This is a genomic window from Pseudomonas sp. CP-1, assembly GCF_021213715.1.
In the GTDB taxonomy this organism is placed as follows: Bacteria; Pseudomonadota; Gammaproteobacteria; order Pseudomonadales; family Pseudomonadaceae; genus Pseudomonas; species Pseudomonas aeruginosa.
On the sequence record NZ_JAJQKY010000016.1, the window covers coordinates 1 to 26,071 of the forward strand.

The following is a 26,071-nucleotide window of genomic DNA, read 5'->3' on the forward strand; positions in this document are numbered from 1 at the left end:
GAAGTCGTAGCCCTTCTCCAGCAGCTCGGTGCGCTTGCCGCCCCAGTCGCCGAGCATCCATTTCGAGTTCGGCGAGAACGCCTCGGCGGCGTGCGCCGCGTTGCACAGCAGGGAGGCGGACAGCAGGCTGCCCGCCACGGGGCGCAGGGCCGGACGGAGAAGATGGGATTTCACGCGAACGCTTCCTCGTTGCGAATGGTCGACTGGTCGCATGCAGCGACCGCTCTACTCCCTCGATACCCTTGCCAGGAACAAGGGTATATGAAGAGGGCTCATGATCTGAGCCAAGCAGAACAATGGTTAATTTGCGAATGATAAGGACTTTGCGGGCAAAGCTGAAACGTTTCAGGCTGGAAAACACTGTTACATAAACGACAACGAAGCCAAGCCCTGGCGCTCTCGCTCAGGACGACCGAGGCGCAGAGCGGCTACGGTGAAGATCGCGGAGCGCGGAAACAACCTGATACCCATGAGCGCGCTTCACGTTGTTTCCGATAGCGAAACAATCCTCCGCTCAGAGTTCGTCGCGCAGATAGGACCAGGGGTAGATACCGCGCTCGTGACCATCGTCGAACAGCAACTGCACGCCGTAGCCCTGCAGGCGGATATCGCGCAGGCGCACGCCCTGCTCCGCCGCGTCGATCCGTCCGCGCAGGCGCTGCGCCCGGCATTGCGCACAGGGACAGGCGGCGCGCAAGCGGGCATGGTCGATCCGGCTGACCGCGCCGTCCGCCCATTCGAGCATCAGCCAGCCGTCCCTGGCGGCATTGCGCAGGCGCAGCGGCGGCTGGGTCATGCCGGCACCCGCAGTTGCGCCAGGGCGATGCGCACCGCCTTGCGCACCTCGGGATCGCCGTCGCCTTCGGCGACCCGCAAGGCCTGGGCCGAGGCCGGGTCCGCCAGTTCGCCGAGGGCCAGGGCGGCCTCCTTGCGCAGGTTGCCGATGGGATGGCCGAGCAACGCTTCCAGCGCCTCCCGCGCCGGGCGGTGGCGCAAGCGCCCGAGCGCCCGCGCGGCGCGCAGGCGGACCTGCCAGTAGTCGTCCGCCAGTGCTTTCAGCAGCGGCTCGCCGGCCTCCTCCCGGCCCAGCTTGCCAAGGGTCGTCGCCGCCTCTTCGCGAACCTGCCATTGGGCGTCCGCCAGCGCCGCGCAGAGCGCCGGCAGCACCGCCGCCTCGCGGCTCAGGCCGAGGGCGCCGGTGGCCGCCCGGCGTACCTCTGGGTCGACATCGGCGCTAGCCAGCCTGGCCAGTTCGGCCAGGGCCGGCTGGTGGCGGAGCCAGCCGAGTACCGCCACCGCCTCGCGGCGCACCGCCGCCTGCGGATCGCCGAGGGCGGCCAGGGCCGGCGCGGCGCTCTCCTCCAGGCGCAGTTCGCGCAACGCACGCAATACGCTGGCGCGGACGAAGGCATCGGCATGCCCGAGCCACGGCAGCAGGCGCCGCCCGGCGGCCGGTTCCTTGAGTTCGCCAAGGCTCTGCGCGGCGGCCTCGGCCACCGCCGGCAGCGGATCGGCCAGGGCCGCACAGAGCGCATCGACCACCGCGTCTTCCTCCCAGGCCTCCAGCAGGCGCGCGGCCTCGCCGCGCACGCCGGGGTCGGGATCGCCGCGCAGGGCCGCAACCAGCAACGGCAGCGCCTCCGGCAGCTCCAGGTCGGCCAGTTCGATCAGCGCCAGGCGGCGCACACCGGGATCGGCGTCCTCCAGGCGCGGCGACAGTTCGAGGATTTCGGGCAGTGTGGCGTTTTCACAGGTCATATGGCGATCCGCAGTCGGTCCGGGGTAATGCCCGGCGGCAGGCCGAGCGGGGTCAGGCGCGGCCACTGGCGGCCGTCGTCGTGGTCGAGCAGTTCCAGGCAGTGGCGTTTCAGGCGCACGAAGTCGGCGCTGGTCACCAGCCGGCTGTCGCGAGGGCGCGGGAAATCCAGCGTCAGGCTGGCCAGGATTGCACGCAGTCGCATGGGGATTCCCCTCGAATCAGGGTCATGGGAATCGTCTCCGCCACCCGGACGGTGGTGGGAAACGAGGGGTGTTTCAGGGTGGCGTCCGGGAGTGGCCGGATGGCAGGTTGTGCCTCGCTTGCCGGAAGCGGGCGTCAGCGCAGCAGGTAGGGAATCTCCACCTTCACCGCGCCGGTCGGGCAGTCCTTTTCGCAAGGCATGCAGTACCAGCACTCGTCGTAGGCCATGTAGGCCTTGCGGGTCGTCGGATCGATGGCCAGCAGGTCCATCGGGCAGACCTCGACGCAGACGGTGCAGCCCTTGTCGGCGATGCAACGGTCTTCGTCGATGGTCACCGGGGCGCTGCTGCGGAAGAAGATGTCCTGGGGTCGGTAGGCCATGGCACGCGGTCCTCGTGGTTCGATCTGGCCCGCTTTCGTGGCGGCGGGCTCGGTGTCTAGCGGTACTACGCCGGGGCGCGGGGCCCTAGGCGGCGTCGTTCCTCAGCCGCAGGCGCTGGTAGGCCTGCTGTTCGCCCTCGTCGATGGCGAACAGGTAGGGTTCGACCGGTTTCCTGAAGCTGGCCATGCGCCCCTGTTCGTCCTTCTTCAGGTGCGCGTGGCAGAACCAGGCCTCGTCGTCGCGCCGCGGATAGTCCACCCGATGGTGGTACAGGCCCCAGCGGCTCTCGGTGCGGAACAGCGAGGCGCGCGCGGCCATCTCCGCGCAGTCGCGGATCGCGCTGACCTCCAGGGCGCGCATCAGCTCGTGGGGGTTGTCCGCCTTGATCCGCTCCAGGTCCTCGGCGATGGCCTGGATGCGTTGCAGGCCCAATTCCATCTTGCGGGTCACCTTGGGCGGTTGCAGGTAGTCGTTGACCAGCCGGCGCAGCTTGTACTCCACCTGCGCCGCCGGCAGGCCGTGCTCGCGCAGCAGCGGCGCCTCGATCCGCGCACGCTCGCGCTCGACCTGGGCGCGGTCAACCGCGCTGAAGGCGCGCCCGGCGACGTATTCGGCGGCGTTGCGCCCGGCGAACCAGCCATAGGTGAAGGCGCCGAGCATGTAGTTGTGCGGCACCGCGGCCATGTCGCCGGCGGCGTAGAGGCCCTTCACGCTGGTCTCGGCCTTCTCGTTGACCCACACGCCGGAGGCCGAGTGGCCGGAGCAGAAGCCGATCTCGGAAATGTGCATCTCGACCATCTGCTGGCGGTAGTCGGTGCCGCGCCCGGCGTGGAACTGCCCGCGACTGGGGCGTTCGTTGCCATGGAGGATGTCCTCGATGGTCTGGATGGTTTCCTCCGCCAGGTGGTCGAGCTTGAGGAACACCGGGCCGTTGCCGCCTTCGAGTTCCTGGTGGAACTCCCACATCATCTGCCCGCTCCAGTAGTCGCATTCGATGAAGCGTTCACCCCTGGCGTTGGCGGTATAGCCGCCCAGCGGGCCGGTGACGTAGGCACAGGCCGGGCCGTTGTAGTCCTTGATCAGCGGGTTGATCTGGAAGCATTCCAGGTTGGCCAGCTCGGCGCCGGCATGATAGGCCATGGCGTAGCCGTCGCCGGCGTTGGTCGGGTTCTCGTAGGTACCCATCAGGTAGCCCGAGGACGGCAGGCCCAGGCGGCCCGCCGCGCCGCAGCAAAGGATCACCGCCTTGGCGCGGATCACATGGAAGTCGCCGCTGCGGCAGTCGAAACCGAGTACGCCGTTCACCGCGCCCTCGGCATCGGTGAGCAGGCGGGTGCAGACCAGGCGGTTGGCGATGGGGATCCGCGCACGCTTGAGCTGGCGGTAGAGCACCTTCTTGATGTCGTGCCCTTCCGGCATCGGCAGCACATAGGCGCCCATGTGGTGGACCTTCTTCACCGCATAGTCGCCGGTCTCGTCCTTTTCAAACCTGACGCCCCAGCGATCCAGTTGCCGCAGGGTCTCGAAGCTGTGGCTGGCATAGGCGTAGACCGCCGCCTGGTTGACGATGCCGTCGTTGGCCACGGTGATTTCCCGGGTGTACTGCTCGGCCGTGGCGTGGCCGGGGACGATGGCGTTGTTCAGCCCGTCCATGCCCATGCTGATGGCGCCGCTGCGCTTGACGTTGGCCTTGTCCACCAGCAGCACGCGCAGTTCGCGGTCGTGTTCCTTGGCCTTGATCGCCGCCATCGGCCCGGCGGTGCCGCCGCCGATCACCACGATGTCGTATTCCTGCTCCAGGGTGTTCATGCCCGCTCTCCCTTCTGCCGATCGATGCGCAGGCGATACTGGAAAGCGTCGCCGCGGTAGTAGAGGTATTCGAAGTCCAGCGGCGCGCCGTCGGCGGCATGGGTCAGGCGCTCGATGCGCATGATCGGCGCGCCCTCCTCGACCGCCAGGGCGCGGGTCAGGTCGGCGTCGGCGAGCACCGCGTCGATGGCCAGGTCGGCATGGCCGAGGGGAATGCCGCAATCGTTCTCGAGGATCAGGAAGATGTCGCGGGTCACCAGGTCGGCCTTCTCCAGGCGCTCGCCGAGCGCCTGCGGCAGGTAGGTGACTTCCAGCGAAACCGGCTCGCGGTTGACCAGGCGCACCCGCTTGATCTCGCACACAGGGCTGCCCTCTTCCACCCGCAGGCGCTCGGCCACCTGCGCGCCGGCCGGCACGTAGCGCAGGCCGTGCAGGCGGTTGATGACCTCGTAGCCCATCTGCGTCATGGACTCGCCCAGGCCTTGCAGGGTGCTGACGTTCTGGAAGGCCTTCGGCCGAGCGACGAAGGTGCCCTTGCCGTGGATCTTGAAGATCAGCCCTTCCTTCTGCAGGTCGCCGAGCGCCTGGCGCACGGTGATGCGGCTGACGTCGAAGGCCTTGCCCAGCTCGTTCTCCGAAGGCATGCGGCTGAGCGGCGGGTAGACGCCGTCGAGGATGCGCCCGCGCAGCAGCTCCTTGAGCTGGCTGTACAGCGGCACGGGAGAAAGCGGGAGCAGTTTGCCCATGGTCGGATTCGCTCGTCGGAGTGGCTCGGACACTTGTTATAACAAGTTATGCTGTGATGGTAAACGCCATGAACGATCAAGCGGAAATACCGAAAACGCATATGGATAGGCCACCGCCCCGTGCGTGGTTCTCGCCGGCCAAAGGGCCGGCCCGCGGCGCGGACCGGCCCGCCCCCTCAGCGCAGCGGCCGCCAGAGGGTGAAGGCTACCGGCGGCGTCCAGCCGCTGTTGGAGGTGTGCGCCTGCAGGCAGAGATAGCGCAGCCCCTCGTAGGTCACCCCATCGTCGACCCGGTAGGCCTGGTTCTCCCGCCACTGCGGGAATTGCGGATCCACCGCCCCGCCGCTGGTGCTGACCTCCAGGCCTTCGCTGGGCAGCGACTGGTTGCCCTGGGTATCGGTGGCGGTGACGAAATAGCTGTAGCGGGTGTCCGCCGTCAGGCCGCTGTCGGTGGAACCCAGCGCGGCGCTCTGGCCAACCATGGCGCCGTCGCGATAGAGGCTGTAGTAATCGATCGGACGCTGCCCGCTGGAGGCGTTCCAGGCCAGCACCAGGCTGGTCTCGCCGCGCTCCAGCAGACGCAGGCCCTGCGGCGCCGCCGGGCGCTGGTCGCCGCCCTCGCCGTCATGGATCAGGCTGGCGTAGCGCTTGCGGAACTCCCAGTTGTAGCGCTCGCCGCGCTTGTTCAGGCCATCGTCCCAGTTCACCGACCAGGTCATCAGGCCCTTGATCGCATGACCGGCGGCTTCCAGGCGGCGAAACGCGTTGCTCACCGCGGCGGGATCGATCACGTAGCCGGTGGCCGCCGCATCGACGTTGCTCGGCAGGCCGATGGCCAGGCGCTGCGCCGGGATCCGCACGAAGTCGCGGCTGCCGGTGGCCAGGCTCTCGGTGAGGTAGTAGAGGAAGTCTTCTTTCATCGCGTCGTTGTTCTGCGCGATCCAGGCGCCCTTGCCGCCGTTCGCCTCCTGGACCCACAGGCCGTCGCCGCCCTGGTTGTAGTACTGCGGCGCGATGAAGTCGTAGACGCCTTCCAGGGCCTGCAGATAAGGCACGTACTTGCCGTTCTTGTGCAGATAGGGGAACTCCGGGGCCATGCTGACGATGAAGTGCTTGCCCTGCCCGGCGTAGTGCTCGCGCACCAGCTTGAGGGCCGCCGGCAGCACCCGCTGGTTGTCGGCCAGGTCGATGGCGCTCTGCTCGAGGTCGATGTCCAGGCCGTCGAAACCGTAGGTTTCCACCAGGCGGACGATCTCGGCGGCCAGCGCCTGCTCCTGCCCGGCGTGCAGCTCGATGTGCGCGTCGGCGCCCCCCAGCGAGATCAGCACCGCGCGGCCCTGGGCGTTGAGCACGCCGACCTGGCGGCGAAACTCCGCGTCGGACAGGTTGTATGGCTGGAAGGTCGGGATGCCGCGCCCTTTCATGAAGGCCACGGCGACCACGTTGTACTCGCTCGGCACGTCTTCCAGCGCGATGTTGGCGAACGAGCCCTGCTGGTAGCCGTCGGCGGCGCCGGCCGGCCAGTTGTGCCAGAAGCCCATGAGAATCTTCTTGCCGGCGATGCTCGGCATGGCCGCCGCGGCATCTTCGCGGGCCTGGTGCAACTGGGAAAAGTCGATCCTGATCATTTACCGCTCCTCGGATGAAGGTAGGAAATGCATCCGGAGGGGCTGTCCGACGAACCGCCGCCTTGGCCGCCGCGAACGCCTCGAAACACAGGCGCGAACGTCTACCGCAGGGCATTCCGGCGTTTGTCGCGATCAGGGCGGGGGCATGGTTGCAGAGACGGCGGAAGGCTTCACCTACCACAATTGGCAGAGTCGCGGCGGCGATGCTCCGCGCCGGGTTCAACCGGCTTCGCTGAGTTCGGCGACCACCACTCCGGGAAGGTCTTTCAGCAGTGCCGGGGACAGCAGCAGCTTGGTCTCGCGGACCCCTGCGCCCATCACCACCAACGGCCGTTCGAAGACCGCCGCGTCGACCAGCAGCGGCATGCCTTCGGGCAAGCCGAACGCGGTGATGCCGCCGAACTGCATGCCGGTCAGCTCGGTGGCGACCTCGCGGGCGGCGAAGGACAGCCGGCGGGCCCCGAGCAGCGCCTTGACCGCGCCGTTCACGTCGAGCCGCCGCGAGCCCAGGTTGACCACCGCGGCATAGCCTTCGGCGCCGTCGCGCTTGTAACGCAGGACCAGGGTATTGGCGCAGTCCTCCAGGCCAAAGCCGTAGCGTGCGCTGAACGCCGCGGTGTCGGAATGCTCGTCGGCGACGCGGAACACCACCAGCTCGGCGGAAGGCAGGCCGCGCGCGACCTGCTCCGGCAGATGGCGGTGGTAGTCGGCCGGGGCGACGGCGTCGAGCCGGTGGCGTTGGGTGTATTCGCGCAGAACCATGGGCAACCTCGAATGAAGACGGACGGCACCGGCCCCTGCCGCCAGGCGGGCGGCAGGGGCCGGCGGTTCAGGTTGCCAGGTTCGCCGGCACGCCGCCAGGCACATCGGGCGCCAGGCGCTGCCGCAGGATCGCGCAGACCTCCTCCGCCGCCGTCACCACCAGGCCGTGGCCGCCGGCCAGGGTCTCCAGCTCGTAGCGGCTGGCGTGCCGCCGCCAGCCGTCGATGGCCGCCCTGGAGACGCCCGGGTCCTGCTCGCCGAGGATCGCGGTGATCGGTATGGCCAACGGCTCGCGCGGCCGGTAGCGATAGTCGGCGGCCAGGCGCGAATCGGCGCGCAGGGTGGCCAGGCTGATCTCGCGCAGCTCCGGGTCGTCGAGCACTTCCAGCGGCAGCACGTCGTACTCGCGCAGGGTTCGCAGCAACTCGGCGTCGCCCATCGCATGGAAGCGCGGGTATTCCAAGTCCGGCCCCGGAGCGCGGCTGCTGATCACGAACAACTGCCTGGCGCGCAGGCCGTGCAGGCTTTCCAGGCGTGCCGCCAGTTCGTAGGCGAGCATGCCACCGAGGCTGGCGCCGACCAGGGCGAACGGACGGTCGAGCAATGGCAGGAGCGCGTCGTCGATGGCACAGAGCATGGCCTCTACATCGGTGACGAATGGCTCGTCCTGGCGTTCCTGGCGCCCCGGATACTGGATCGCCAGCAGCTCCACGTCCGCCGGCAGGCGCGCGTCCCAACCACGGAAAGTGCCGGCGTTGCCGCCCGCGGGCGGCAGCGCGATCAGGCGCAGGCGCGGCTGCGCGCTCCCGCTGCGCTGCAACCACAGGGCCCGGGCGCGCTCGGTGGCAGGCGGCAACGGCGGCGCGTCGGCGGCATGGCAGCGGCGCACCACTTCGCGGGCATCCGGATCGCCCTGCAACAGCCCCAGGCTCAGTTGCCTGCCGGTCAGCCGGCGCAATTCGGCGATCGCCTGCACGCCCAGCAGCGAATGCCCGCCGGCGCTGGCGAAGCCCTGGTCGGCCGCCAGCGGCCGGCCGAGCACGCGGGACAACACCTTGAGCACCCGCCGCAGCTCCACGCTGTCCTCGGCCTGGGCCGCCGCGGGCGGCTGCACCGGGTCTCCGAGCAGCGCCAGCAACGCCTCGCGGTAGGCGTCGGCCAATGCCTCGGCGCGCTCGGCGGGGAAACGTCCGGCGGCGTACTGGAAGCCCACCTCGAGGCGTTCGCCGGCCACCTCGAAGTCCACCGCCAGCGGCACGTCGACGTCCACCACCACCTGGTCGAGGATGCTGCCGTGCCTTACTCCCGCCGCCGGCGCGGCGTCGTCCTGGTGGAAATCGACGAAGTTGAACAGGCTGTCCAGGCGCAACTCGCGGTTGCGCCTGCGAATCGCCGCCAGCGGATGGCGCCGATGCTCCAGGCTCGCGCGCTCGTAGTCGAATGCGCGACGGGCACTGTCGAGCAGATCGACGGAAGCCGACAGCCGGCACGGCAGGGTATTCAGGAACAGGCCGAGCAGGCGGTCCGCGCCCGGCTCCTCGGGGCGCCCGTGGCTGACGAAGCCGGTGACCACTTCGTCGGCATCGCTGAAGCGGCACAACGCCCGGCCATGCGCCGCCAGCAGCAACGAACGCAAGGGCAAGCCGCTGCGTTCGGCCAGGGCGCGCAAGCGCGGCAGGCTGTCGGCCGGCACGTCCACGCGGACCGCCGCCATCCGCCGGGGCCCCTCCTCCGCCAGGCCGGGCAACGGCCGGTAACGGGCGCCGGCCAGGTAGTCGAGCCAGAACAGCGCCGAGCCGGTGTTGGCCTCGGCCTCGCGCTCCAGCGCCACGTAGTCGCGGAAACCTACCGCGGGCGCTTCCGCTTCCCGCGCGACGACACCGGCGAGGAGGTCGGCGTAGACCGCCAGCAGCTCGTCCACCAGGCTTTGCAGGCTCCAGCCGTCCAGCACGCTATGGTGTTCGGCGACGCCCAGGGCGAAGCGCCGCTCGTCCAGCGCCAGCGCGGCGAGGCGCACCAGCGGAGGGCGGCTCCAGTCGAACGGGGTGGCCTGCTCTTCCTCGATCCAGGCACGCAGGCGCAGGCGCCGGGCTTCCTCATCGAGGCCACGCAGGTCGTGCACCGGCACTTCGGCGGCGACCGCCGTGGCCGGGTGGACCCATTGCAAGGGCGCCTGGCCGCCGTGCAGGTCGAAGCCGGTACGCAGGATCGCGTGGCGGCCGATCAGGATCGCCCAGGCGCGCGCCAGCAACTCGCCGTCCAGGCGTCCATGCACCTCGTGCAGGACGACGTTGTGCAACAGCCGTGGATCGCCGCTGGCCTCGCTTTGCAGGAGCATGCCCTGTTGCAGGCTGGTCATCGGATAGGCGTCGTCGAGCCCCTCCGGCAGGCGCTTGCGTTCCGCCGCCGACAACAGGGCGAACGGCTCCAGCGTCTGCGGCGCCGAGGTCCCGAGCGCATCCGCCGGGCTCGCCGGAGCGGCCAGCAGGCGCGCCAGTTCGCGGATGCTCTGGTGGTTGAACACGTCGCGCAGGGTAAAGGCAAGCCCGGCCTGGCGCGCCATGACCTGCATCTGGATCAGGCGGATGGAGTCGCCGCCGACCTGGAAGAAGTTGTCGCTGACGCCGATCGCCGGGCGTTTCAGCACGCTCTTCCAGATATCCAGGAGGGCCGCCTCGGTGGCATTGGCCGGCGCTTCCAGGGGCTGCGCGGCCGCCTCGGCGGCCAGCGCCGCCAACAGCGCGCGACGGTCGAGCTTGCCTTCGGCGGTCAGCGGCAGGCGTTCGACCCGGGCGATCCGGCTCGGCAGCATGTAGGCCGGCAGGCGCGCCTCGAGGAAGCCACGCAGGGCCTGCTCGCTCAGCTCGCCGCCAAGGGCCGCGGCGGGGCGCGGCGCGAGCGCACGCCAGTCGATGCGCTCGGCCAGCGACTCGGCATAGCCCGGGCGCACCGCGTAGCAGTTGTAACGGTCGGTACCCTCCAGCAGCGCGTCCTGATGGATGCTCACCTCGAAGCCATGGCGGCGCAACAGGTCGCTCAAGGCATCGGCGCGGCCGGCGGTGGCACCGTCGCGCTTGTCATGGACCTCCAGGATGATCTGCCGGACCTTGGCCAGCGCCGCATCGTCGAGACCGAGCAGCACATCCATTTCCGCGCGCTGCACGTCGATCTTCAGCAGGTCGATACGCTCCAGGCCCAGTTCGCCGATCACCTGGTCGAGGCGGCGCAGGCGGCAGCGGTGGGCTTCGGCGCGCAGGCGGTCGTCGAGGATTTCGTCGATGTTGTCCAGCAGCAGGTTGGCCCCGCCCTCCTCGCCCTGGTTGCTCAGGTAGCGTCGGATGACGTCGCGTTCGCCGCTGGCGTCGGCGTACTCGGCGATCCCGGAGAAGGTCGAGTAGCCCGGATAGTAGGTGAAGGTTTCCTCGCGCTCGGCGTCGGACAGGCCGATGCCGAATACCTCGACCTGCGGTGCGTAGCGTCCGAGGTTGGCCTCCAGGCGCCGGCGGATCGGTGCCAGCGGCTCGAAGGCGACCACTCGCGCGCGCGGCGCGCGGCTGGCGATGTACAGCGAGAACAGGCCGATGTTGGCACCGACGTCGAGTACCACCGCGTCCGGCGGCAGGACGATGCCGTCGCGGCTGTAGACCTCGTCGACGAAGATTTCCTGGTAGACGTACTCGGTTTCGTTGAGGTTCAGTCCGGCGACCCGGTGCCCGCTGGGCAGGTCGACTTCCAGCCAGGACTCGTCCGCGGTCTCCCCGGCGGCGGTGACGAAGGCGACGATCCGGCGATCCGCGCCCGGCTCGGCCGCATCGGCCTCGTCGGTGAGTACCGCCGCCTCGCCCACTGCCGGGTGTTCCAGCAACGCGCTGCGGATCTCGCCCAGTTCGATGCGGTAGCCGTTGATCTTCACCTGTTCGTCGATCCGCCCGAGGAACTCCAGGCAACCGTCGGCGCGCCAGCGCACCAGGTCGCCGCTGCGGTACAGGCGGCCGCTGCCCGGCCAGCCCTCCTCGAGGAAGCGCCCGGCCGCCTCGCCGGCGTCGCCGGCATAGCCGCGCGCCACCCCGGCGCCGCCGATCCACAGTTCGCCGCTGGCGCCACGGGTCTTGCGACGACCGAGGCCATCGACCACATGCAGATCGACGTTGGCCAGGGCGCGGCCGATGGTCGGCCGCGCATGCTCGGCGACCCGCGCCAGGCTGGCGTTCACCGTGGCTTCGGTAGGACCGTAGAGATTGAACACCTGGCAGCGGCGCCAGCCGGCGGCGACCTCCCAGGACGCTTCGTCGAAGCGCTCGCCCCCTACCAGGATGCGCCCGGGCAGCGCCGTGTGGGCATCGTCGAGGCCGGCCTGGAGCAGCAGGCGGAACAGCGACGGGGTGCAGTCGAGCACGTCGATGCGCCGTTCTTCGAGGAACCCCAGCATCCGCTGCGGATCGCTGCGCACCTCCTGCGGCACCAGGGCCAGGCAATGGCCGGAGAGCAACTGGAGAATCTGCTTGATCGAGGAGTCGAAGGAGAACGGCGCGTTGACCGTCACCCGCAGGCCCTCGCCCACCACGTTCGCGTATACCGTGCGCGCCAGGGCCTGGGACAGGTTGAGCGCGCTGGCGTGCTCGACCACCACGCCTTTGGGCTGGCCGCTGGTGCCCGAGGTGAAGATCATGTAGGCCGCATCGCGCCCGCCCGGCGCCGGCAGGCTCATGCCGCTGCCGGCAAGCGGCAGCGTCGACAGGTCCAGGCAGGCCCCGGCGAAGGCCTCGCGGGCGCGCCCGGCGCACTCGGCATCGGCAAGGGCGAAGACGATCCCGCCCGCTTCGCGCATCCGCTCCACCCGCGCCGCCGGAAACTCCGGATTGACCGGGGTGTACACCGCCGCCGCGCGCATCACCCCGAGCAGGGCGACGATCGCCTCGCGGTTGCGCCCGGTCATCACCGCCACCGCCTGGCCGGGCCGCACGCCGGCAGCCAGCAGCGCTTCGGCGACCGCTTCGCTGCGCGCGCACAGCGTGGCGAAATCCAGGCTGCCGTGGGCATCCAGCAACGCCGGCGCCTGCGGCTGCAGGGCGGCGCGCAGATCGAACGCGGCCACCAGGGATTCCACCGGCGCGGGCTCCACGCGCTCGCCCTGCCAGGCCTGGTAGCGCTCGCGCTCGGCCGCGCCGATCAACGGCAGCCCGGCCAGTGGCAGTTGCCTGTCGGCGGCGATGCTTTCCAGGCATTCGACCCAGGCGTCGAGCAAGCGCCCGGCCAGCGTTCCGTCATGGTCGCGGCGGACCCGCAGGCTGGCCAGCCGGCCTTCGCCGTGGGGCAGCACCTGCAACTCGAGGAACCCGCCCAGCGGCGGCTGCCGGCAATCCAGCTCGGCCACCCCGGCGCCATCCAGTTCGCCCGCCAGCCAGGCGAAGCCCAACTCGGCGAGCGGCCAGTCGGGGGCAAAGGGATCGCGCAGGGCCGCTGCCTCCTCCTGGGCGAGAATCGCCGCCTGGAGGGCGTCGAGCCGCTCGCCGACGCTGCCCGCGCGGACATTCTCCAGGCACAGCGGCACGACCCCGGCGAACGGTCCGGCCAGCTCGGCGAACTCGTTGAACAGGCGCCCCGAGACCAGTCGCGCCATTTCCAGCGGCAGTCCCTCGTCGCCCTGGAACTGCCCGGCGACCTGGGTCCAGGCCAGCAGGGCGGCCGCCTCCGGCAAGCCGTTGGCGGCCAGGCGTTCGAGCAGCGCGCGCGGCAGCAGGCGCCGCGCCGTCCACTCGCCTTCGCCCAGGTCGTCCGCCAGCGCCAGCGGATTCTCCGCCGCAGCGGCCGCCTGCTCGCGCCAGTAGCCGCTGGCGCTTTCGCCGTCTTCGCCGGCCAGCGCCTCGTTGGCCCATTCGGAGAAATGCTGGAACAGCAGCGCCTCGGCCCCCTCGTCCGCGCTCGCCGGGCCGGCCTGCCCCAGGCCGCGGCGCAGCAGCGCCGCCAGGCTGGCCGCATCGACGACGAACGCCGGCGCCGCCAGCAACAGCCCCTGGAGCGTCTCTCCGGCGGCGTCCAGCAGCAGGCCGAGCGCCAGCACCGGCTGGCCTTCCCCGCCCAGGGGGGCAGCGGCGAGACGTGCGCTTTCGCGCGCGAAGCGCCCGGCCCAGTCGCCGTCTCCCGGCAGGCGCTCGACCAGCAGATCGGCCGCGCGTCCATCCAGTACCTGCACCGGCAGGCTCATGCCCGGCATCGTCCGGTAAGCCACGCGCAGTTGCGCCTCGCCGTCCAGCGCCCGGCGCAGCCGCTCCAGCGTCGCCGCGGGATCGGCCGGGGCGTGCAGGCGCACGCCGACAACGGTATTTTCCGGCCGCTCGGCATGACGGCGCCAGGCGCGGGTCTGCAAGGGGGACAGCGGGAATCCTTCGAGCGCTTCGCTCGCGGCCGGTTGCACAGCGGATTGCAGGTCTTCTGACGCACTCATGGCTATCCCTCGCACGGGTTCAGGGTTGGTGGACATGCAGGTCGGTCATCGCCACCAGCACCTTGCGCTCGCCGGTGTACGGCTCGCGGCCGTGGACGCTGATGAAGTTGTCGAGCATCAGGACATCGCCGCGCTCCCAGGCAAACGCGCGGGTTTCCTCGCGGTAGGCGGCGCGGATGGTGTCCAGCACCTCCGCCTCGATCGGGCTGCCGTCGCCGTAGTAGGCGTTGCGCGGCAGGCCCTGTTCGCCGACCTCGTCGAGCAAGGCCCGGGCCAGGGCCGGCGGCATGTTGGAGACATGGAACATGTGCGCGTGGTTGAACCACAGCGTCTCGCCGCTGAGCGGGTGGCGCACCATCGCCTGGCGTACCTGGCGGGTATTCAGGCGCTGGTCGTCGAGCCAGGTCCATTGGGTACCGGTCTGCCGGCAGTAGGCCTCGACCTCGGCGCGACTGTCGGTCTGGAAGCCTTCCTGCCAGGTCAGGTCGATCTCCGGCCCGTAGTTGCGCACGTAGCACACCCCATGGCGGAGGAAGCGCTGCCTGATCGCCTCGGGTATCCGGGCGCTGACCCGGCGCTCGTCGGCCAGGGGCGTGCGGCCCTGGGTGGCGGGCGGCGTCTGGCAGTAGAAGTGGATGTAGCTCGGCCAGTTGTGCGAGTAGGACATTTCGTGGTGCGGCGGAATCCAGCCATCCGGCGAGAACTCGGTGGAAGTGAACACCCGGTGCGCCACTTCCTGGCGCGCCGCCGCGCGCTCCAGGTAGTCGAGCATGTTCGGCGAAAAGCCTTGCACGGCCTGGGAGAAGCCCTCCGCGCCGTCCACCGCGAAGCCACGGAACAGGATGCCGCCATGCCGCAGCAGGCTGTCGCGTAGCCCTGCGCCGGCGGCGGCGATCCATTGCCGCAGGTCCATGCCCGGCTGGCGCGCGCGGACGATGCGCAGGTAGTCGTTGGCCGGGTCGAGCAGGCTCTCCTCCACCAGGTCGCCGGCCGAGAGCTGCCGGGGGCGCAGGCGCGGCGCGCTGAACGAGGCGCTCATGCGGCACCTCCGAGCGCCAGGCGCGAAGGTGTCGGCGGGACGTCGGCGGAGGCCAGGCTGGAATACGGCGTGGACATGATGGTGAGGATCCGGCGCGGCCCGCGGAACGGCTCGCGGCCGTGCTGGGCGAGCATGTTGTCGAGGATCAGCACGTCGCCCACGCGCCAGTCGAAGCGCCGCGTCTCGCGGTCTATGGCGCTGCGGATGGTCGCCAGGGTCTGCGCCTCGATCGGGCTGCCATCGCCGTAGTAGGTCTGGTACGGCAGGTCTTCCTCGGCGACGCTGCGCAACAGCGCATCGCGCAGGCCCGGCTCGAGACTGCTGGCATGGAAGAACATGCCGTGGTTGAACCACAGGCGCTCGCCGGTATGCGGGTGGCGCTGGAAGGCCGCGCGCCTCTGCCAGGTGCGCAGGTGCTCGTCGCCGATCCAGGCATGGGCGATCCGGTGCTCAGCGCAGAACGCCTCGACCTCGGCGCGGCTGTCGGTCTGGAACGCTTCGCGCCAGGACAGGCCGAGGCCGGCGCGGTAGTTGCGCACGTAGAGGATGCCCAGGCGCTCGAAACGCTCCAGCAATTCGTCCGGCAGGTGGCGGAGCACCAACCGGTTGGCCGCCACCGGGGTGGCGCCGCCTTCGAGCGGCGCCACCTGGCAATGGAACATGATGTACAGCGGCCAGTCGGCGGTATAGGACTGCTCGTTATGCAGGAAGATCGGCTGGTCCAGCGGATGCTCGGTGGAGGTGTAGACCTCGCCGCTGACCTGGCTGCGCGGCGAGGAACGCTCCTTGTAGTCGAGCAGTTGCGGAGCGAAGGCGGCGGCGGCTGCGCGGAAGCGCTCTGCCGAGTCGACCTCGAAGCCTCTCAGCAACAGGCCGCCAGCCAGATTCAGGTCGTCGTGCAGGGACTGGCCCTGCTCGCGAATCCAGTCGGCCAGGGACAGGCCGGGAGCCTGTGCCTCGATCAGCAGCGGCAGGCCGTCGCGCTCCGCCGCCGGGCGCCGCACCAGCGCCTCGCTGCTGCGCGGGGTGAGATTGCGCGGCCGGGCGAAGCCGCGACCGGTGAGACTGGGAGCTGTTCGTTCCATCGCTGTTCTCCGTGGGGGACTCGAGTCGTCAGGAAGCGTTGCAGCCCTCCGGCGACATGCGTTTCGAGGTAGGTTCGCCGGCGTTCGCCAGCAGGCGCCGCTCCCAGGCCTGGTGCAGGCGCTCGATGCGGTGCAGGTCGAAGATCGCGCTGGCCCCGGTCCAGACCGCCAGCCAGCCCTGCGGCTGGTCTTCCAGCCAGAGCGTCAGGTCCAGGCGCGCGCCGGGCACCGGGATGAAGTCGGCTTCGACGCGCACCCCGGCATCCACCGCCGGGGCCGCCCGACCGTTGTGCGCGCCGCAGGCGATGCGGATCGGCAGGCCGCTGGCGCCGCGCTGGCGCAGGGCCTGGGTCACGCATTCGAGGGGCACGTCCTGGTGTTCGAGCAGTTCCAGCAGGTCATGGCCGACCTGGCGCAGGCGCCACTCCGCGGACTGCCCCGGACGCAGGCCGACCGCCAGCGGCAGGAGGTTGACGAAGCAGCCGACCAGCCCCTGCATTTCCAGGCGCGAACGCCCGGCCAGGGCCACGCCGACGAGCAGGTCGTCGACGCCCAGTTCGGCGCCGAGCACTTCGGCGAAGGCTTGCAGCGCAGCGCTGAACGGGCTTACCGAGGCGCGTTCGGCCAGCGTCCGGCAGGCGGCATGGGCGGCGGCGGAAACTGGCAGGGCAAGGCGCTGGCCGGCGCGCCCGCCGCGCTCCTCCCGGCGCGCCGCCGCGGCGCCGGGAGCCTTCGCCAGCGGCAACAGACGCTCCGCCCAGCGCTCGGCGACGCGCTCCAGGCGGCCCGAGGCCAACGCCGCGCGCTCGCGGGCGGCGACCTGTTCCGGCGTGCTGGCGAGCGCGGCCAGGCGGCCGCCATCGAGCAGCGTCTTCAGCTCCGCGGCGAAGACCGCCAGCGACACATCGTCGAAGGCGTAGTGATGGACGCTGAGCAGGAGGTCGGCGCGCGCGCTGTCGCGGGTGACGACCAGCAGCAGGCGCGCCGGCGCCTCATGGGCGAGGTCGAAGACTCGCGCGCCCTCACGGCGCACGCCATCCTCCAGCAGCCGCTCGGCGTGGGCGGCGTCGCTCGCCAGCAGGCGTTGCAGCGGCACCGCATGCGCCGCCAGCGCATGCGGCTGCGGCCCGTCGACGCCCGTTTCGACACGCCGGCGCAGCGCCACATGCCGCTCCAGCAACTGGCGCAAGGCCTGTTCGATGGCGTCGGCCGTGGCGCCGACTATGCGCAGGTGGGCCAGCAGGTTGTAGGAGGTGTCCTCCGGCGCCAGTTGCTGGGCCACCCACAGGCGCCGTTCGGCGAGGCTCAGCCCGGCGGCGCCGGCGCTCGGCTCCGGCTCGTCGCCCTCGGGCGCGGCCTGGCGCAGCAGTTCCAGCAGGGCCTCGGGGGTCGCCGGGCCGCCGGCGAACGCCTGCAACGGTACGCGGCGGGACAGTCGCTGGCGCAGCGTCGCGAGCAGGTGCACCGCCCGCAGGGAATCGCCGCCGGCGGCGTAGAAACCCTGCCCGGCGCGCGGCGGCGCGCCAAGCTGCGCCTGCCAGGCCTGGTGCAGCGCCTGTTCCAGCGGATCGCCGGGCAGCGCCTGCGGCTCGGCGTCGGTCGCCTGGGGACGCGGCAGGGCCTTGCGGTCGATCTTGCCGTTGAGCGTCTTGGGCAGCTCCGCCAGGACCACGAACGCCGACGGCAACATGTAGTGCGGCAGGCTTTGCCCAAGGTGCTCGTTCAGCGCCTGGAGCTGCGGGGCGAACGGCGCCGCCAGGTAGCCGACCAGCCGACGCAGGCCGGCGCTGTCCTCGGTGAGCATGGCGCAGGCTTCGCTCACCCCGGGAAAACTCGCCAGGCACGAGGCGATCTCGCCCAGCTCGATGCGGAAGCCGTTGAACTTGACCTGGTCGTCGAGCCGGCCGAGGTGTTCCAGCACGCCGTCCTCGCGCATGCGTACGCGGTCGCCGGTGCGATAGCGGCGCTCGCCGCTGCCCGGATCGACGCGGAAACGCTCGGCGGTCTGCTCCGGCTTGCCGAAATAGCCACGCGCCAGGCCGATGCCGCCGAGGTACAGCTCCCCGGCCACGCCCAGCGGCAGCGGCGCCTCGAAGCCGTCGAGCACCTCCACCGTGGTGCCGGGCAGCGGTCGGCCGATGGGCGGCTCGTCGAGCGCTTCGGCGTGCAGGTCCAGTTCGTGCACCGTCGAATAGGTGGTGTCCTCGGTCGGCCCGTAGAGATTGACCAGGCGCCGTACCTGGGGTTGGCCACGAATCTGTCGCACCAGGTGGCCGCGCAGCGGTTCGCCGGCCAGGTTCAGCGTGCGCACCCCACCCGGCAGGTCGCCGAGGGCGAGCAGCGCGGCGCACACCGAGGGCACGGTATTGAGCAGACTGATCTCGTCGCGGCGCGGGTAGTCCGGCAGGCTGAACAGGTTCTCCACCAGGTGCAGCGTACCGCCTTCGGCCAGGGTGCCGAACAGCTCGTAGACCGACAGGTCGAAACACACCGAGGTCGCCGCCAGTACCCCGCTCCATTCTTCGGCGGCATAGTGCTGGCCGGCCCAGCGCAGGAAGGCATGGGCACTGCCGTGCTCGATGGCGACGCCCTTGGGGCGTCCGGTGGATCCGGAGGTATAGATGATGTAGGCGAGGTGCTCGGCGCCGACCTCGCTCGCGGGCAGCGCCAGGTCGTTCGCCTGGTCGCCGCCCTCCTCCAGCGCCAGGCATGGCCGGCCCAGCGCGGCGACCCGCTCGCGGGTGCTCGCGTCGACCAGCACCAGCAGGCAGTCGGCGTCGTCGAGCATGTAGGCCACCCGTTCCTCCGGGTAGGCCGGGTCCAGCGGGACGTAGCAACCGCCGGCGCGGAGCACGCCGAGCAGGCCGACCAGCAGGCCGCTGTCGCGCCGCAGGCAGACCCCGACCCGCTGCTCCGGAGCCACCCCGGCGGCGCGCAGGCGCGCGGCGAGCGCGGCGCTTTCGCGCTCCAGCTCGGCATAGCTGAGGCTGCGGTCGGCGGCGTGCACGGCGATGCGCTGCGGCGTGCGCCGCGCCTGGGCCTCGAACAGATGGTGGAGTACGCCGCGCGGCGGCGCGGCCTGGGGCTCGCTGCGCAGGGCCTGCAAACGGCGCTCCTCGTCGGCGTCCAGCCAGGGCAGCCGGCCGACGCAGGCCTGGGCGTCGACCAGGCCGCGCGCCAGGCGCGCGAGATGGCCGGCGATGCGCCGCAATCCGTCGTACTGGGGATCGCGCAGAGCCAGCCCGACGCTGCCGTCCGCCGCCAGCACCAGGGCCAGCCAGCCGGGGCTGCTCGCCGTCGGCCGCGCCGCCAGCACCTGGACCGCGCAGCGCCCGGCCAGGGCGGCGCGCTCCTGGCCCTCGGCGGAGAGCTGCCGCCGGGCATCGTCGAGTTCTTCCGCCAGCCGCGCGCTACGTTCGGCGGACGACTCCAGCGCCCGGTAGGCGGAACGCAGCAGCGCGGGCGCCTGCCGCCCGCGCACCGTGATCGGCTCGGGAAAACCCAGGGTGATCTCTTCGTTGCCGTAGCGTCCCAGCAGTACCAGGAACGCCGCCAGCCAGTGCGCCGCCGGGAACGCTTGCGCGGCCGCCTCCGGCTCGACCCACTGCCAGGCGCAATGCGGGTCGCGCAAGGCGATCCGCCCCGGCAGTTCCAACCCCAGCGGGGCGCCTTGCAGGTAGCGTCGCTCCTGCGCAACCTCCGGGCGCGCTGCGCGTCCCGCGGTCAGCGCCTTGCCCGACGAAAAGCTGCGTAACGGTAAGCCATGTCGCTCCTGCATCGCTCTCCCCCTTCCGAGGCTGGGCACCGAGCGAAAAACTCTTCACGAAATGGCGACGAGTTACGAGCTAATACAACTGATAGGGTGGTGACAGGTCAGGCCGAATGATTTTCCGCCAGGATCGGGTACAGCGACGCGACCAACAGCAGCGCCATCCCTACGTTGAACACCCGCAGCCAGCGCGGATCGCGCAGCACGTTGCGCAGCATGCTGCCGAAACCGGCCCAGATTCCGATGGTCGGCGCGTTGATCAGGGCGAAGACCGTCGAGATCACCACCACGTTGGTGAAGTAGCCCTGCAACGGGGTGTAGGTGCTGATGGCGCCGACCGCCATCACCCAGGCCTTCGGGTTGACCCACTGGAACGCCGCCGCGCCCCAGTAGCTCAACGGCTTGCCACGTCCCTCCGGGTCGTTGCCGGCCGGGCCGGAGGTGGCGATCTTCCAGGCCAGGTACAGCAGGTAGGCCGCGCCGACGTAGCGCAGGATGGTGTACAGCACCGGGTAGGCCTCGAACACCGTGCCCAGGCCGAAGCCCACCGCCATCACCATGATGAAGAAGCCGCAACTGATCCCGAGGATGTGCGGGATGGAGCGGACGAAACCGAAGTTGACCCCCGAGGCCAGCAGCATGGTGTTGTTCGGACCGGGCGTGACGGAGGTGACGAAGGCGAACAGGGAGAACGCCAGCAGCAGATCCACGGAGAGCGACATTCGTTCCATCCTTTGAAGTGGGTGCGGGCAAGACGTTACTCCGCTTTGCCGCCGCGCCAGCGCAACAGTTGCCGAGAAAGTTGCCGTAACACTCCACCCGTCCGCCGCCCTAGCGTTGCACTCCCCAGCGCTTCACCGTGAGGCGCTCGATGCTGCCGAACACCAGGTTCTCCACCAGCAGGCCGATCAGCACCACCACCGCCAGGCCGGCGAATACCTTGTCGGTGTACAGCTCGTTGCGGTTCTGGAAAATGTACCAGCCGAGCCCGCCCTTGCCGCTGCTCGCGCCGAACACCAGTTCCGCGGCGATCAGCGTGCGCCAGGCGAAGGCCCAGCCGATCTTCAGCCCGGCGAGGATCGACGGCAGCGCCGCCGGCACCAGGATCAGCAGGACGAAGCGCAGGCCGCGCAGGCCGTAGTTGCGCCCGGCCATGCGCAGGGTCTCCGAGACACCGAGGAAACCGGCATAGGTGTTCAGCGCCAGCGCCCAGAGCACCGAATGCACCAGCACGAAGATCAGGCTGTTCTGGCCCAGGCCGAACCAGAGCAGCGCCAGCGGCAGCAGCGCGATCGCCGGCAGCGGGTTGAACATCGCCGTGAGGGTCCCGAGCAGGTCGCGGCCCAACTGCGTGGAGACCGCCAGGCTGGTCAGAACGAAGGCCAGGACGATCCCCAGCAGGTAGCCCTTGAACAGCACCAGCAGGGAGATCCCCGCCTTGGCCGGCAGTTCGCCGCTGGCCAGGCCCTCGCCGAGGGCCCTGGCCGTCTGCAGGAAGCCTGGCAGCAGCAGGTCGTTGCCCTGGACCCGCGCCGCCAGCTCCCAGGCCAGCGCCAGCAGCGCCAGGATCAGCCCCTTGCGCAGCCAGCCCTGTTGCCAGAGACGCTGGCCCAGGGGCAGGCGCTGCTCCAGGGGGACCTCCAGCAGGGGTTCGAGCTGGATTTCGTATTCTTCGCGGACGCGCGTGACTCGACTCATCGATCGGCTCCTTTGCTCAGTGGGCCAGACGGATGTCGGCGAAGTCGAGGGTCGCGGCCACCGTCGGTTCGCCGCCCTCGTCGAACAGCAAGCGGTGGATGCGTCGCGCCGCCGCTTGCAGCGCTTCGCCACCCAGGCTGTGCAGCCCGAACGGGTGGCCATGCACTTCGGCCCGGACCCGCCCCGGGTGCGGCGAGAGCAGCAGGATGCGGTTGCCCACCACCAACGCCTCCTCGATGGAATGGGTGACGAACAGCAGGGTGAAACGCACCTCTTCCCACAGGCGCAGCAGTTCTTCCTGCATCTTTCGCCGGGTCAGCGCGTCCAGCGCGGCGAACGGCTCGTCCATCAGCAGGATCTTCGGCTGCATCGCCAGCGCCCGGGCGATCGCCACCCGCGCCTTCATGCCCCCGGACAGCGTGTGCGGGTAGGCTTCGGCGAAGCCCGCCAGGCCGACCTTCTCGAGGCATTCGTCGGCGCGTCGCTCGGCCTCGTCGCGCGCCACCTGGCCGGACACCCGCAAGGGAAACAGCACGTTCTGCCGTACGGTCTTCCATGGCGGCAACTGGTCGAACTCCTGGAACACCACGATACGGTCGGGTCCGGGCGCCCTGACCGCCTGTCCCTGAAGGCGGATCTCGCCCTCGCTGGGCGGGATGAAGCCGGCCACCGCCTTGAGCAGGGTCGACTTGCCGCAGCCGGACGGGCCGAGCAGGACGAAGCGATCGGCCGGGTCGACTTCGAAGCTGACCCGCTGGGTGGCCCGCACCACGCGCGAGCGGGTGCGGTATTCGAGGCTGACTCCGTCCACCGCCAGCAGGGCGTCGGCGGGGAGCGTGGAAGGTTGGCGGGAGGCAGCGTTCATCGGCGTCTCAACTCCCCTGCAACGGCGCGCCGTCCTGGAAGAAATAGTCCTGCCAGGAGGCCGGCTTGTTGCGGATCGCACCGACCCGGTAGAGGAACTCCGCCAGCGGATAGGTGTTCTTCGGCGTGACGCTGAACTCCACCTGCGGATTGGCGATGATCTTCAGCAGCGCGGCGCGATCGATCTTCGCCCCGGTCACCCGGATATAGGTGTCGGCGGCCGCCGCCTTGTCGTTCTGGGCGAAGGCCGCCGCTTCCTTCAGCGCCTCGACGAAGGCCCGGTAGGTCTTCGGGTTGTCCTGGCGGAACTTCTCCGTGGCGAACAGCACGGTCGGCGAATTCGGCCCCAACAGCTCGTAGCTGTCGAGCACCACGTGGACCTTCGGGTTGGCCAGCGCCTGGTCCTGGAACGGCGGGTTGGAGAAATGCCCGGTCAGCTCGGTGCCGCCGGCCACCAGCGCGGCGGTGGCGTCCGGGTGCGGCAGCGCCACGGTGTACTTGTCGAGGCGGTCGAACTGCTTGTCGCCCCACTGCTTCGCCGCGGCGTACTGGAGGAAGCGCGACTGCACCGAAACCCCCACCGCCGGCACGGCGATGCGATCCCCGGCGCCGAAGTCGGCGATGCTCCTGACCCGCGGGTCGTTGCTCAGCAGGTAGTAGGGGAAGTTGCCCAGCGAGGCCACCGCCTTGACGTTCTGGCGCCCGCGGGTACGGTCCCAGATGGTCAGCAGCGGACCGACGCCGGCACCGGCGATATCGATCGCCCCGGACAGCAGCGCATCGTTGACCGCCGCGCCGCCGGACAGTTGGGTCCAGTCGACCTTGATTTGCAGGCCCTCGGCCTGGCCGTGCTTTTCGATCAGGCGCTGGTCGCGGACCACGTTGAGCAGCAGGTAGACGATGCCGAACTGCTCGGCGATGCGGATCTCGCCCTCGGCCTGCGCCGGCCGGCTGGCCAGCAGCGTGGTGGCGAGGCTCAGGCCCAGGCCGAGCGCGGCGACCAGGCGGGTGAAACGGGGAATGCGGTTCATGGAAACGCTCCTGGCGAAAAGGGGGAAGCGCGCGCCGTCGTCAGAACGGCGCGTCGCCCTGGATGGTGGTGCGGTAGAGCTTGCGCCGCAGGTGGGCCGGGCAACCGCCGGCGAGATGGATCAGCGAGCGGTTGTCCCAGAACACCAGGTCATGCGCCTGCCAGCGATGCCGGTAGATGTGCTCGGGGCGCACGCTGTGCGCATACAGCTCGGCGAGCAGTTGGGCGCTCTCGTCGGCCGGCAGGCCGACGATGCGGGTGGTGAAACCTTCGCTGACGAACAGCGCCTTGCGCCCGCTTTCCGGGTGGGTGCGCACGATCGGATGGACCACTTCGCGCACCTCGGCGAGCTGGGCGGCGCTCAGGGTCGGCCGCCAGTTGCCCTCGAAGCGCGGTTCGCTGTAGCGGGCGGTATAGGAATGCGCCGCCGTGCGTCCCTCGATCGCCTTGCGCAGGGCCTCCGGCAAGCTGTCCCAGGCCTTGTGCATGTCGGCGAACAGAGTATCGCCGCCCTCCTCCGGCAGCTCCTGGGCATGCAGCATCGAGCCGAGGCTCGGCAGCTCCTTATAGGAAAGGTCGGAGTGCCAGAACTTGCCGGCATCGCCGAGACCGACGGGCTGGCCGTTCTCGACGATGTTGGAAACGATGAGGATCTCCGGATGCCCTGGGAGCAGGAACTGCTTCAGCACATGGATCTGCAACTCACCGAAGCGCCGGCTGAAGGCGATCTGCTGCGCCGGGGTGATGCGCTGCTCGCGGAACACCAGCACATGGTGGTCCAGGTGCGCCCGGTGGATACGGCGGAAGTCCTCGGCGGCCAGGGGCAACCCGAGGTCGAGGCCGAGCACCTCGGCGCCGAACGCGGCATCGAGGGCACGGATCTGCAAGGGAACGTCGGCGCGCGCTGGCGCCGGAAGGGAAACGGACATCGCTGACTCCCACGCAAGCCCGGACACGCCGGGCACGAAATACCGCGCAAGGCGGCATGGATTCGGTGCGGCGCGCCGATTGGTCGGCAGGTACGCGAGAGCCTTTAATTTATTGGAATAAGAAAATTAATTTAAATACCTTTAAAGAATATAAATATGCTGCTCGGTACGGTTCGGCGTTCCTTGTAAGCACAAAAGAGAATTAATAAATAAAAACTTAGTATTTATGGCTCTAAGCGGCGAAGGGATAGTCTGGCTGCCATCGAACCCGCCGCCCGAGGAATGCCTCATGGACCGCACCGACAACGTCATCGATTTCGCCCGCTACCGCTCGCGCCGCCAGGCACGCCGCCTGGGCGAAATGATGTGGGCGGTGTACGCCTGGCGGGCCGGCTACGCCGTGCCGCAACCGCCAGCCAGGCACGACGAACGCAGCCGCCGGGCCTGACCGATGAACCTGCCCGCCAGCGATGGCGTTGCCCACCTGGAACTGGCCGCCGGCGTGCATACCGAGCCCGATGATCTGATTGGCCAGCGCGTCGCCCACAACCTGCTGCGCCTGCGCGGCAAGCGCAATCTCTCGCTGGACGCCCTGGCGCGGATTTCCGGTGTCAGCCGGGCGATGCTGGCGCAGATCGAGTCCGGGCGCAGCGTGCCGTCGATCAAGGTGCTGTGCAAGATCGCCCAGGGCCTCAAGGTGTCGGTGGCAGCCTTCCTCGACGATCGCGCCTTCGCCGGCGTCGCCGTGCTGCCTGCGCAACAGAGCAAGCGCCTGGTCAGCGCCGACGGCGCCTTCACCAGCCGCGCTCTGTTCCCCTTCGATGTGGCGCGCCAGGTGGAGTTCTACGAACTGCGCCTGCGCGGCCTCGGCCAGGAAGACGCCGAGGCCCATGCCCCCGGCACCCAGGAGAACCTGGTGGTGGCGCAAGGGGTACTGGAAGTACGGGTCAACGAAGAGCGCTTCCTGCTCGCCACCGGCGACTCGATCCTGTTCTACGCCGACCAGCCGCACAGCTACCGCAACCCCGCCGATAGCGAAGCCCTGGCATACCTGGTGATGACCTACCCGGAGCGCCTGGACTGACCCCCGGCCTTGCTGCCATGGACGAAGAAAGGCCCGCCCGGTCATCCCGGGCGGGCCTTTTCCATCCGGCGACGGATCAGCAGGTGCAGCACATCATCGGCATGCCGTTGCAACTCATCATCATCGGCATGCCGCACTCCATCATCTTCGCCATCAGCATGCAGCAATTCTTGAACATCTCCATGTCCATGCCCTGCATCGGCATCATCCTGCAATGCATGGCGTCGCCCTGCATGGAGCACTCCATCATGCACTTCATCGGAGCCATGCCCATCATCGGCATGCCCATCCCCATGCCCATCGTCGGCATCATCGCCATGCAGGCCTGGGACATGCCCATCATCGCCAGGTTGCCGCACTGCATCATCATGGGCATGCCGCAGTTCATCATCATCGCCATCATCTCGGCGCTGTTGCGGAACTGGCCCATGTCCATGCCCATCGCCGGCATCATCTTGCACAGCATGCCGTCGTCCATCGTTTCGCACTGCATGCTCGCCATCATCATCGGCATGCCCATCATGGGCATCATCGGCATGGCGGCATTCATGTTCATCGGCATCTGCATGGCATTCATCATGGCGGTAACTCCTGTAGGCGAAGCGGGGGTAAGTGCGACTGGGGCCGATTCTAGGCAGCGCCGGCGCACCGGCAAGATGCCGGTGCAACAGCCGCGCCGGGCGCTGCATGGCGGCTACCGGCGAGGCAGCGAAGGCGTTCGGCGCAATGACAGCGGATTCCGCTGCATGACGGAGGAGCGCATCGTCGCGGCAGGTATTTCGACGCGATGGATATTCGAATCGGGCCTATCCAAATAACCCAAGTGAATAAACGTTCTAAG

At 69.6% G+C, this 26,071-nt stretch carries 19 protein-coding genes and 2 pseudogenes; 2 read left to right on the top strand and 19 right to left on the bottom strand.

The window, feature by feature from the left end; translation table 11 throughout:
• From LT948_RS24930 to LT948_RS25015, 18 genes and pseudogenes are all read right to left on the bottom strand, one after another.
• Positions 1 to 174, bottom strand: a pseudogene (locus LT948_RS24930) (porin); the annotation flags it as partial.
• A 340-nt stretch (positions 175 to 514) separates the two neighbouring features.
• Positions 515 to 796 (bottom strand): DUF971 domain-containing protein, encoded by a 282-nt coding sequence (locus LT948_RS24935; protein ID WP_003139394.1) that lies wholly within the window; start codon positions 794 to 796, stop codon positions 515 to 517.
• Entirely contained in the window at positions 793 to 1,758 is a 966-nt protein-coding gene (locus LT948_RS24940) for a HEAT repeat domain-containing protein (RefSeq protein WP_034028902.1), read from the bottom strand. The genes LT948_RS24935 and LT948_RS24940 overlap by 4 nt, the downstream gene beginning before the upstream one ends.
• Positions 1,755 to 1,946: pseudogene (locus tag LT948_RS24945) on the bottom strand (ABC transporter ATP-binding protein); the annotation flags it as partial. The pseudogene LT948_RS24945 and the gene LT948_RS24940, both read right to left, overlap by 4 nt.
• 149 nt (positions 1,947 to 2,095) lie before the next feature.
• Positions 2,096 to 2,341, bottom strand: a complete 246-nt coding sequence (locus LT948_RS24950; protein WP_003089354.1) for a 4Fe-4S dicluster domain-containing protein — start codon at positions 2,339 to 2,341, stop codon at positions 2,096 to 2,098.
• Positions 2,342 to 2,426: 85 nt separating this feature from the next.
• Positions 2,427 to 4,151 carry a fumarate reductase/succinate dehydrogenase flavoprotein subunit gene (locus LT948_RS24955; RefSeq protein ID WP_003139390.1) on the bottom strand — a complete coding sequence of 575 codons (1,725 nt, stop codon included), beginning with the start codon at positions 4,149 to 4,151 and terminating at the stop codon, positions 2,427 to 2,429.
• Positions 4,148 to 4,897, bottom strand: a complete 750-nt coding sequence (locus tag LT948_RS24960; protein ID WP_003089358.1) for a GntR family transcriptional regulator — start codon at positions 4,895 to 4,897, stop codon at positions 4,148 to 4,150. The genes LT948_RS24955 and LT948_RS24960 overlap by 4 nt, the downstream gene beginning before the upstream one ends.
• Before the next feature lie 176 nt (positions 4,898 to 5,073).
• The gene (locus tag LT948_RS24965) at positions 5,074 to 6,525 is read right to left on the bottom strand and encodes a carbohydrate-binding protein (RefSeq protein WP_003089363.1); all 1,452 of its coding nucleotides are present in this window, start codon (positions 6,523 to 6,525) and stop codon (positions 5,074 to 5,076) included.
• Positions 6,526 to 6,744: 219 nt separating this feature from the next.
• Positions 6,745 to 7,287, bottom strand: a complete 543-nt coding sequence (locus tag LT948_RS24970; RefSeq protein WP_003089366.1) for a YbaK/EbsC family protein — start codon at positions 7,285 to 7,287, stop codon at positions 6,745 to 6,747.
• A gap of 67 nt (positions 7,288 to 7,354) precedes the next feature.
• Positions 7,355 to 13,732: a non-ribosomal peptide synthetase gene (locus tag LT948_RS24975; protein WP_218816345.1), complete on the bottom strand. Its 6,378-nt coding sequence runs from the start codon at positions 13,730 to 13,732 to the stop codon at positions 7,355 to 7,357.
• Positions 13,733 to 13,751: 19 nt separating this feature from the next.
• Positions 13,752 to 14,771: a TauD/TfdA family dioxygenase gene (locus tag LT948_RS24980; protein ID WP_023091780.1), complete on the bottom strand. Its 1,020-nt coding sequence runs from the start codon at positions 14,769 to 14,771 to the stop codon at positions 13,752 to 13,754.
• Positions 14,768 to 15,856 carry a TauD/TfdA family dioxygenase gene (locus LT948_RS24985; protein ID WP_003139384.1) on the bottom strand — a complete coding sequence of 363 codons (1,089 nt, stop codon included), beginning with the start codon at positions 15,854 to 15,856 and terminating at the stop codon, positions 14,768 to 14,770. Before LT948_RS24985 ends, LT948_RS24980 begins: the two co-directional genes overlap by 4 nt.
• 28 nt (positions 15,857 to 15,884) lie before the next feature.
• Positions 15,885 to 19,634: a non-ribosomal peptide synthetase gene (locus LT948_RS24990; RefSeq protein ID WP_073660117.1), complete on the bottom strand. Its 3,750-nt coding sequence runs from the start codon at positions 19,632 to 19,634 to the stop codon at positions 15,885 to 15,887.
• Between the two features lie 95 nt (positions 19,635 to 19,729).
• On the bottom strand, positions 19,730 to 20,347 hold the full coding sequence (locus tag LT948_RS24995) for a LysE family translocator (RefSeq protein WP_003089383.1): 618 nt from the start codon (positions 20,345 to 20,347) through the stop codon (positions 19,730 to 19,732).
• 109 nt (positions 20,348 to 20,456) lie between these two features.
• Complete coding sequence (locus tag LT948_RS25000) at positions 20,457 to 21,323, bottom strand: ABC transporter permease (protein WP_021264794.1); 867 nt, start codon at positions 21,321 to 21,323, stop codon at positions 20,457 to 20,459.
• Positions 21,324 to 21,339: 16 nt separating this feature from the next.
• Positions 21,340 to 22,188, bottom strand: a complete 849-nt coding sequence (locus LT948_RS25005; protein ID WP_019486423.1) for an ABC transporter ATP-binding protein — start codon at positions 22,186 to 22,188, stop codon at positions 21,340 to 21,342.
• Between the two features lie 7 nt (positions 22,189 to 22,195).
• On the bottom strand, positions 22,196 to 23,218 hold the full coding sequence (locus LT948_RS25010) for an ABC transporter substrate-binding protein (protein ID WP_003089389.1): 1,023 nt from the start codon (positions 23,216 to 23,218) through the stop codon (positions 22,196 to 22,198).
• 40 nt (positions 23,219 to 23,258) lie between these two features.
• Positions 23,259 to 24,146, bottom strand: a complete 888-nt coding sequence (locus LT948_RS25015; RefSeq protein ID WP_003144063.1) for a TauD/TfdA dioxygenase family protein — start codon at positions 24,144 to 24,146, stop codon at positions 23,259 to 23,261.
• A 289-nt stretch (positions 24,147 to 24,435) separates the two neighbouring features.
• Between LT948_RS25015 and LT948_RS25020 the strand changes: the two genes are divergently transcribed.
• Both LT948_RS25020 and LT948_RS25025 read left to right on the top strand, forming a co-directional pair.
• Complete coding sequence (locus tag LT948_RS25020; protein WP_003089396.1) at positions 24,436 to 24,594, top strand: hypothetical protein; 159 nt, start codon at positions 24,436 to 24,438, stop codon at positions 24,592 to 24,594.
• A gap of 54 nt (positions 24,595 to 24,648) precedes the next feature.
• Positions 24,649 to 25,230, top strand: a complete 582-nt coding sequence (locus LT948_RS25025) for a helix-turn-helix domain-containing protein (RefSeq protein WP_003122724.1) — start codon at positions 24,649 to 24,651, stop codon at positions 25,228 to 25,230.
• A gap of 76 nt (positions 25,231 to 25,306) precedes the next feature.
• Here the strand turns inward: LT948_RS25025 and LT948_RS25030 are convergent, their stop codons facing one another.
• On the bottom strand, positions 25,307 to 25,810 hold the full coding sequence (locus tag LT948_RS25030; protein WP_016254185.1) for a hypothetical protein: 504 nt from the start codon (positions 25,808 to 25,810) through the stop codon (positions 25,307 to 25,309).
• Between the last annotated feature and the right edge of the window lie 261 nt (positions 25,811 to 26,071).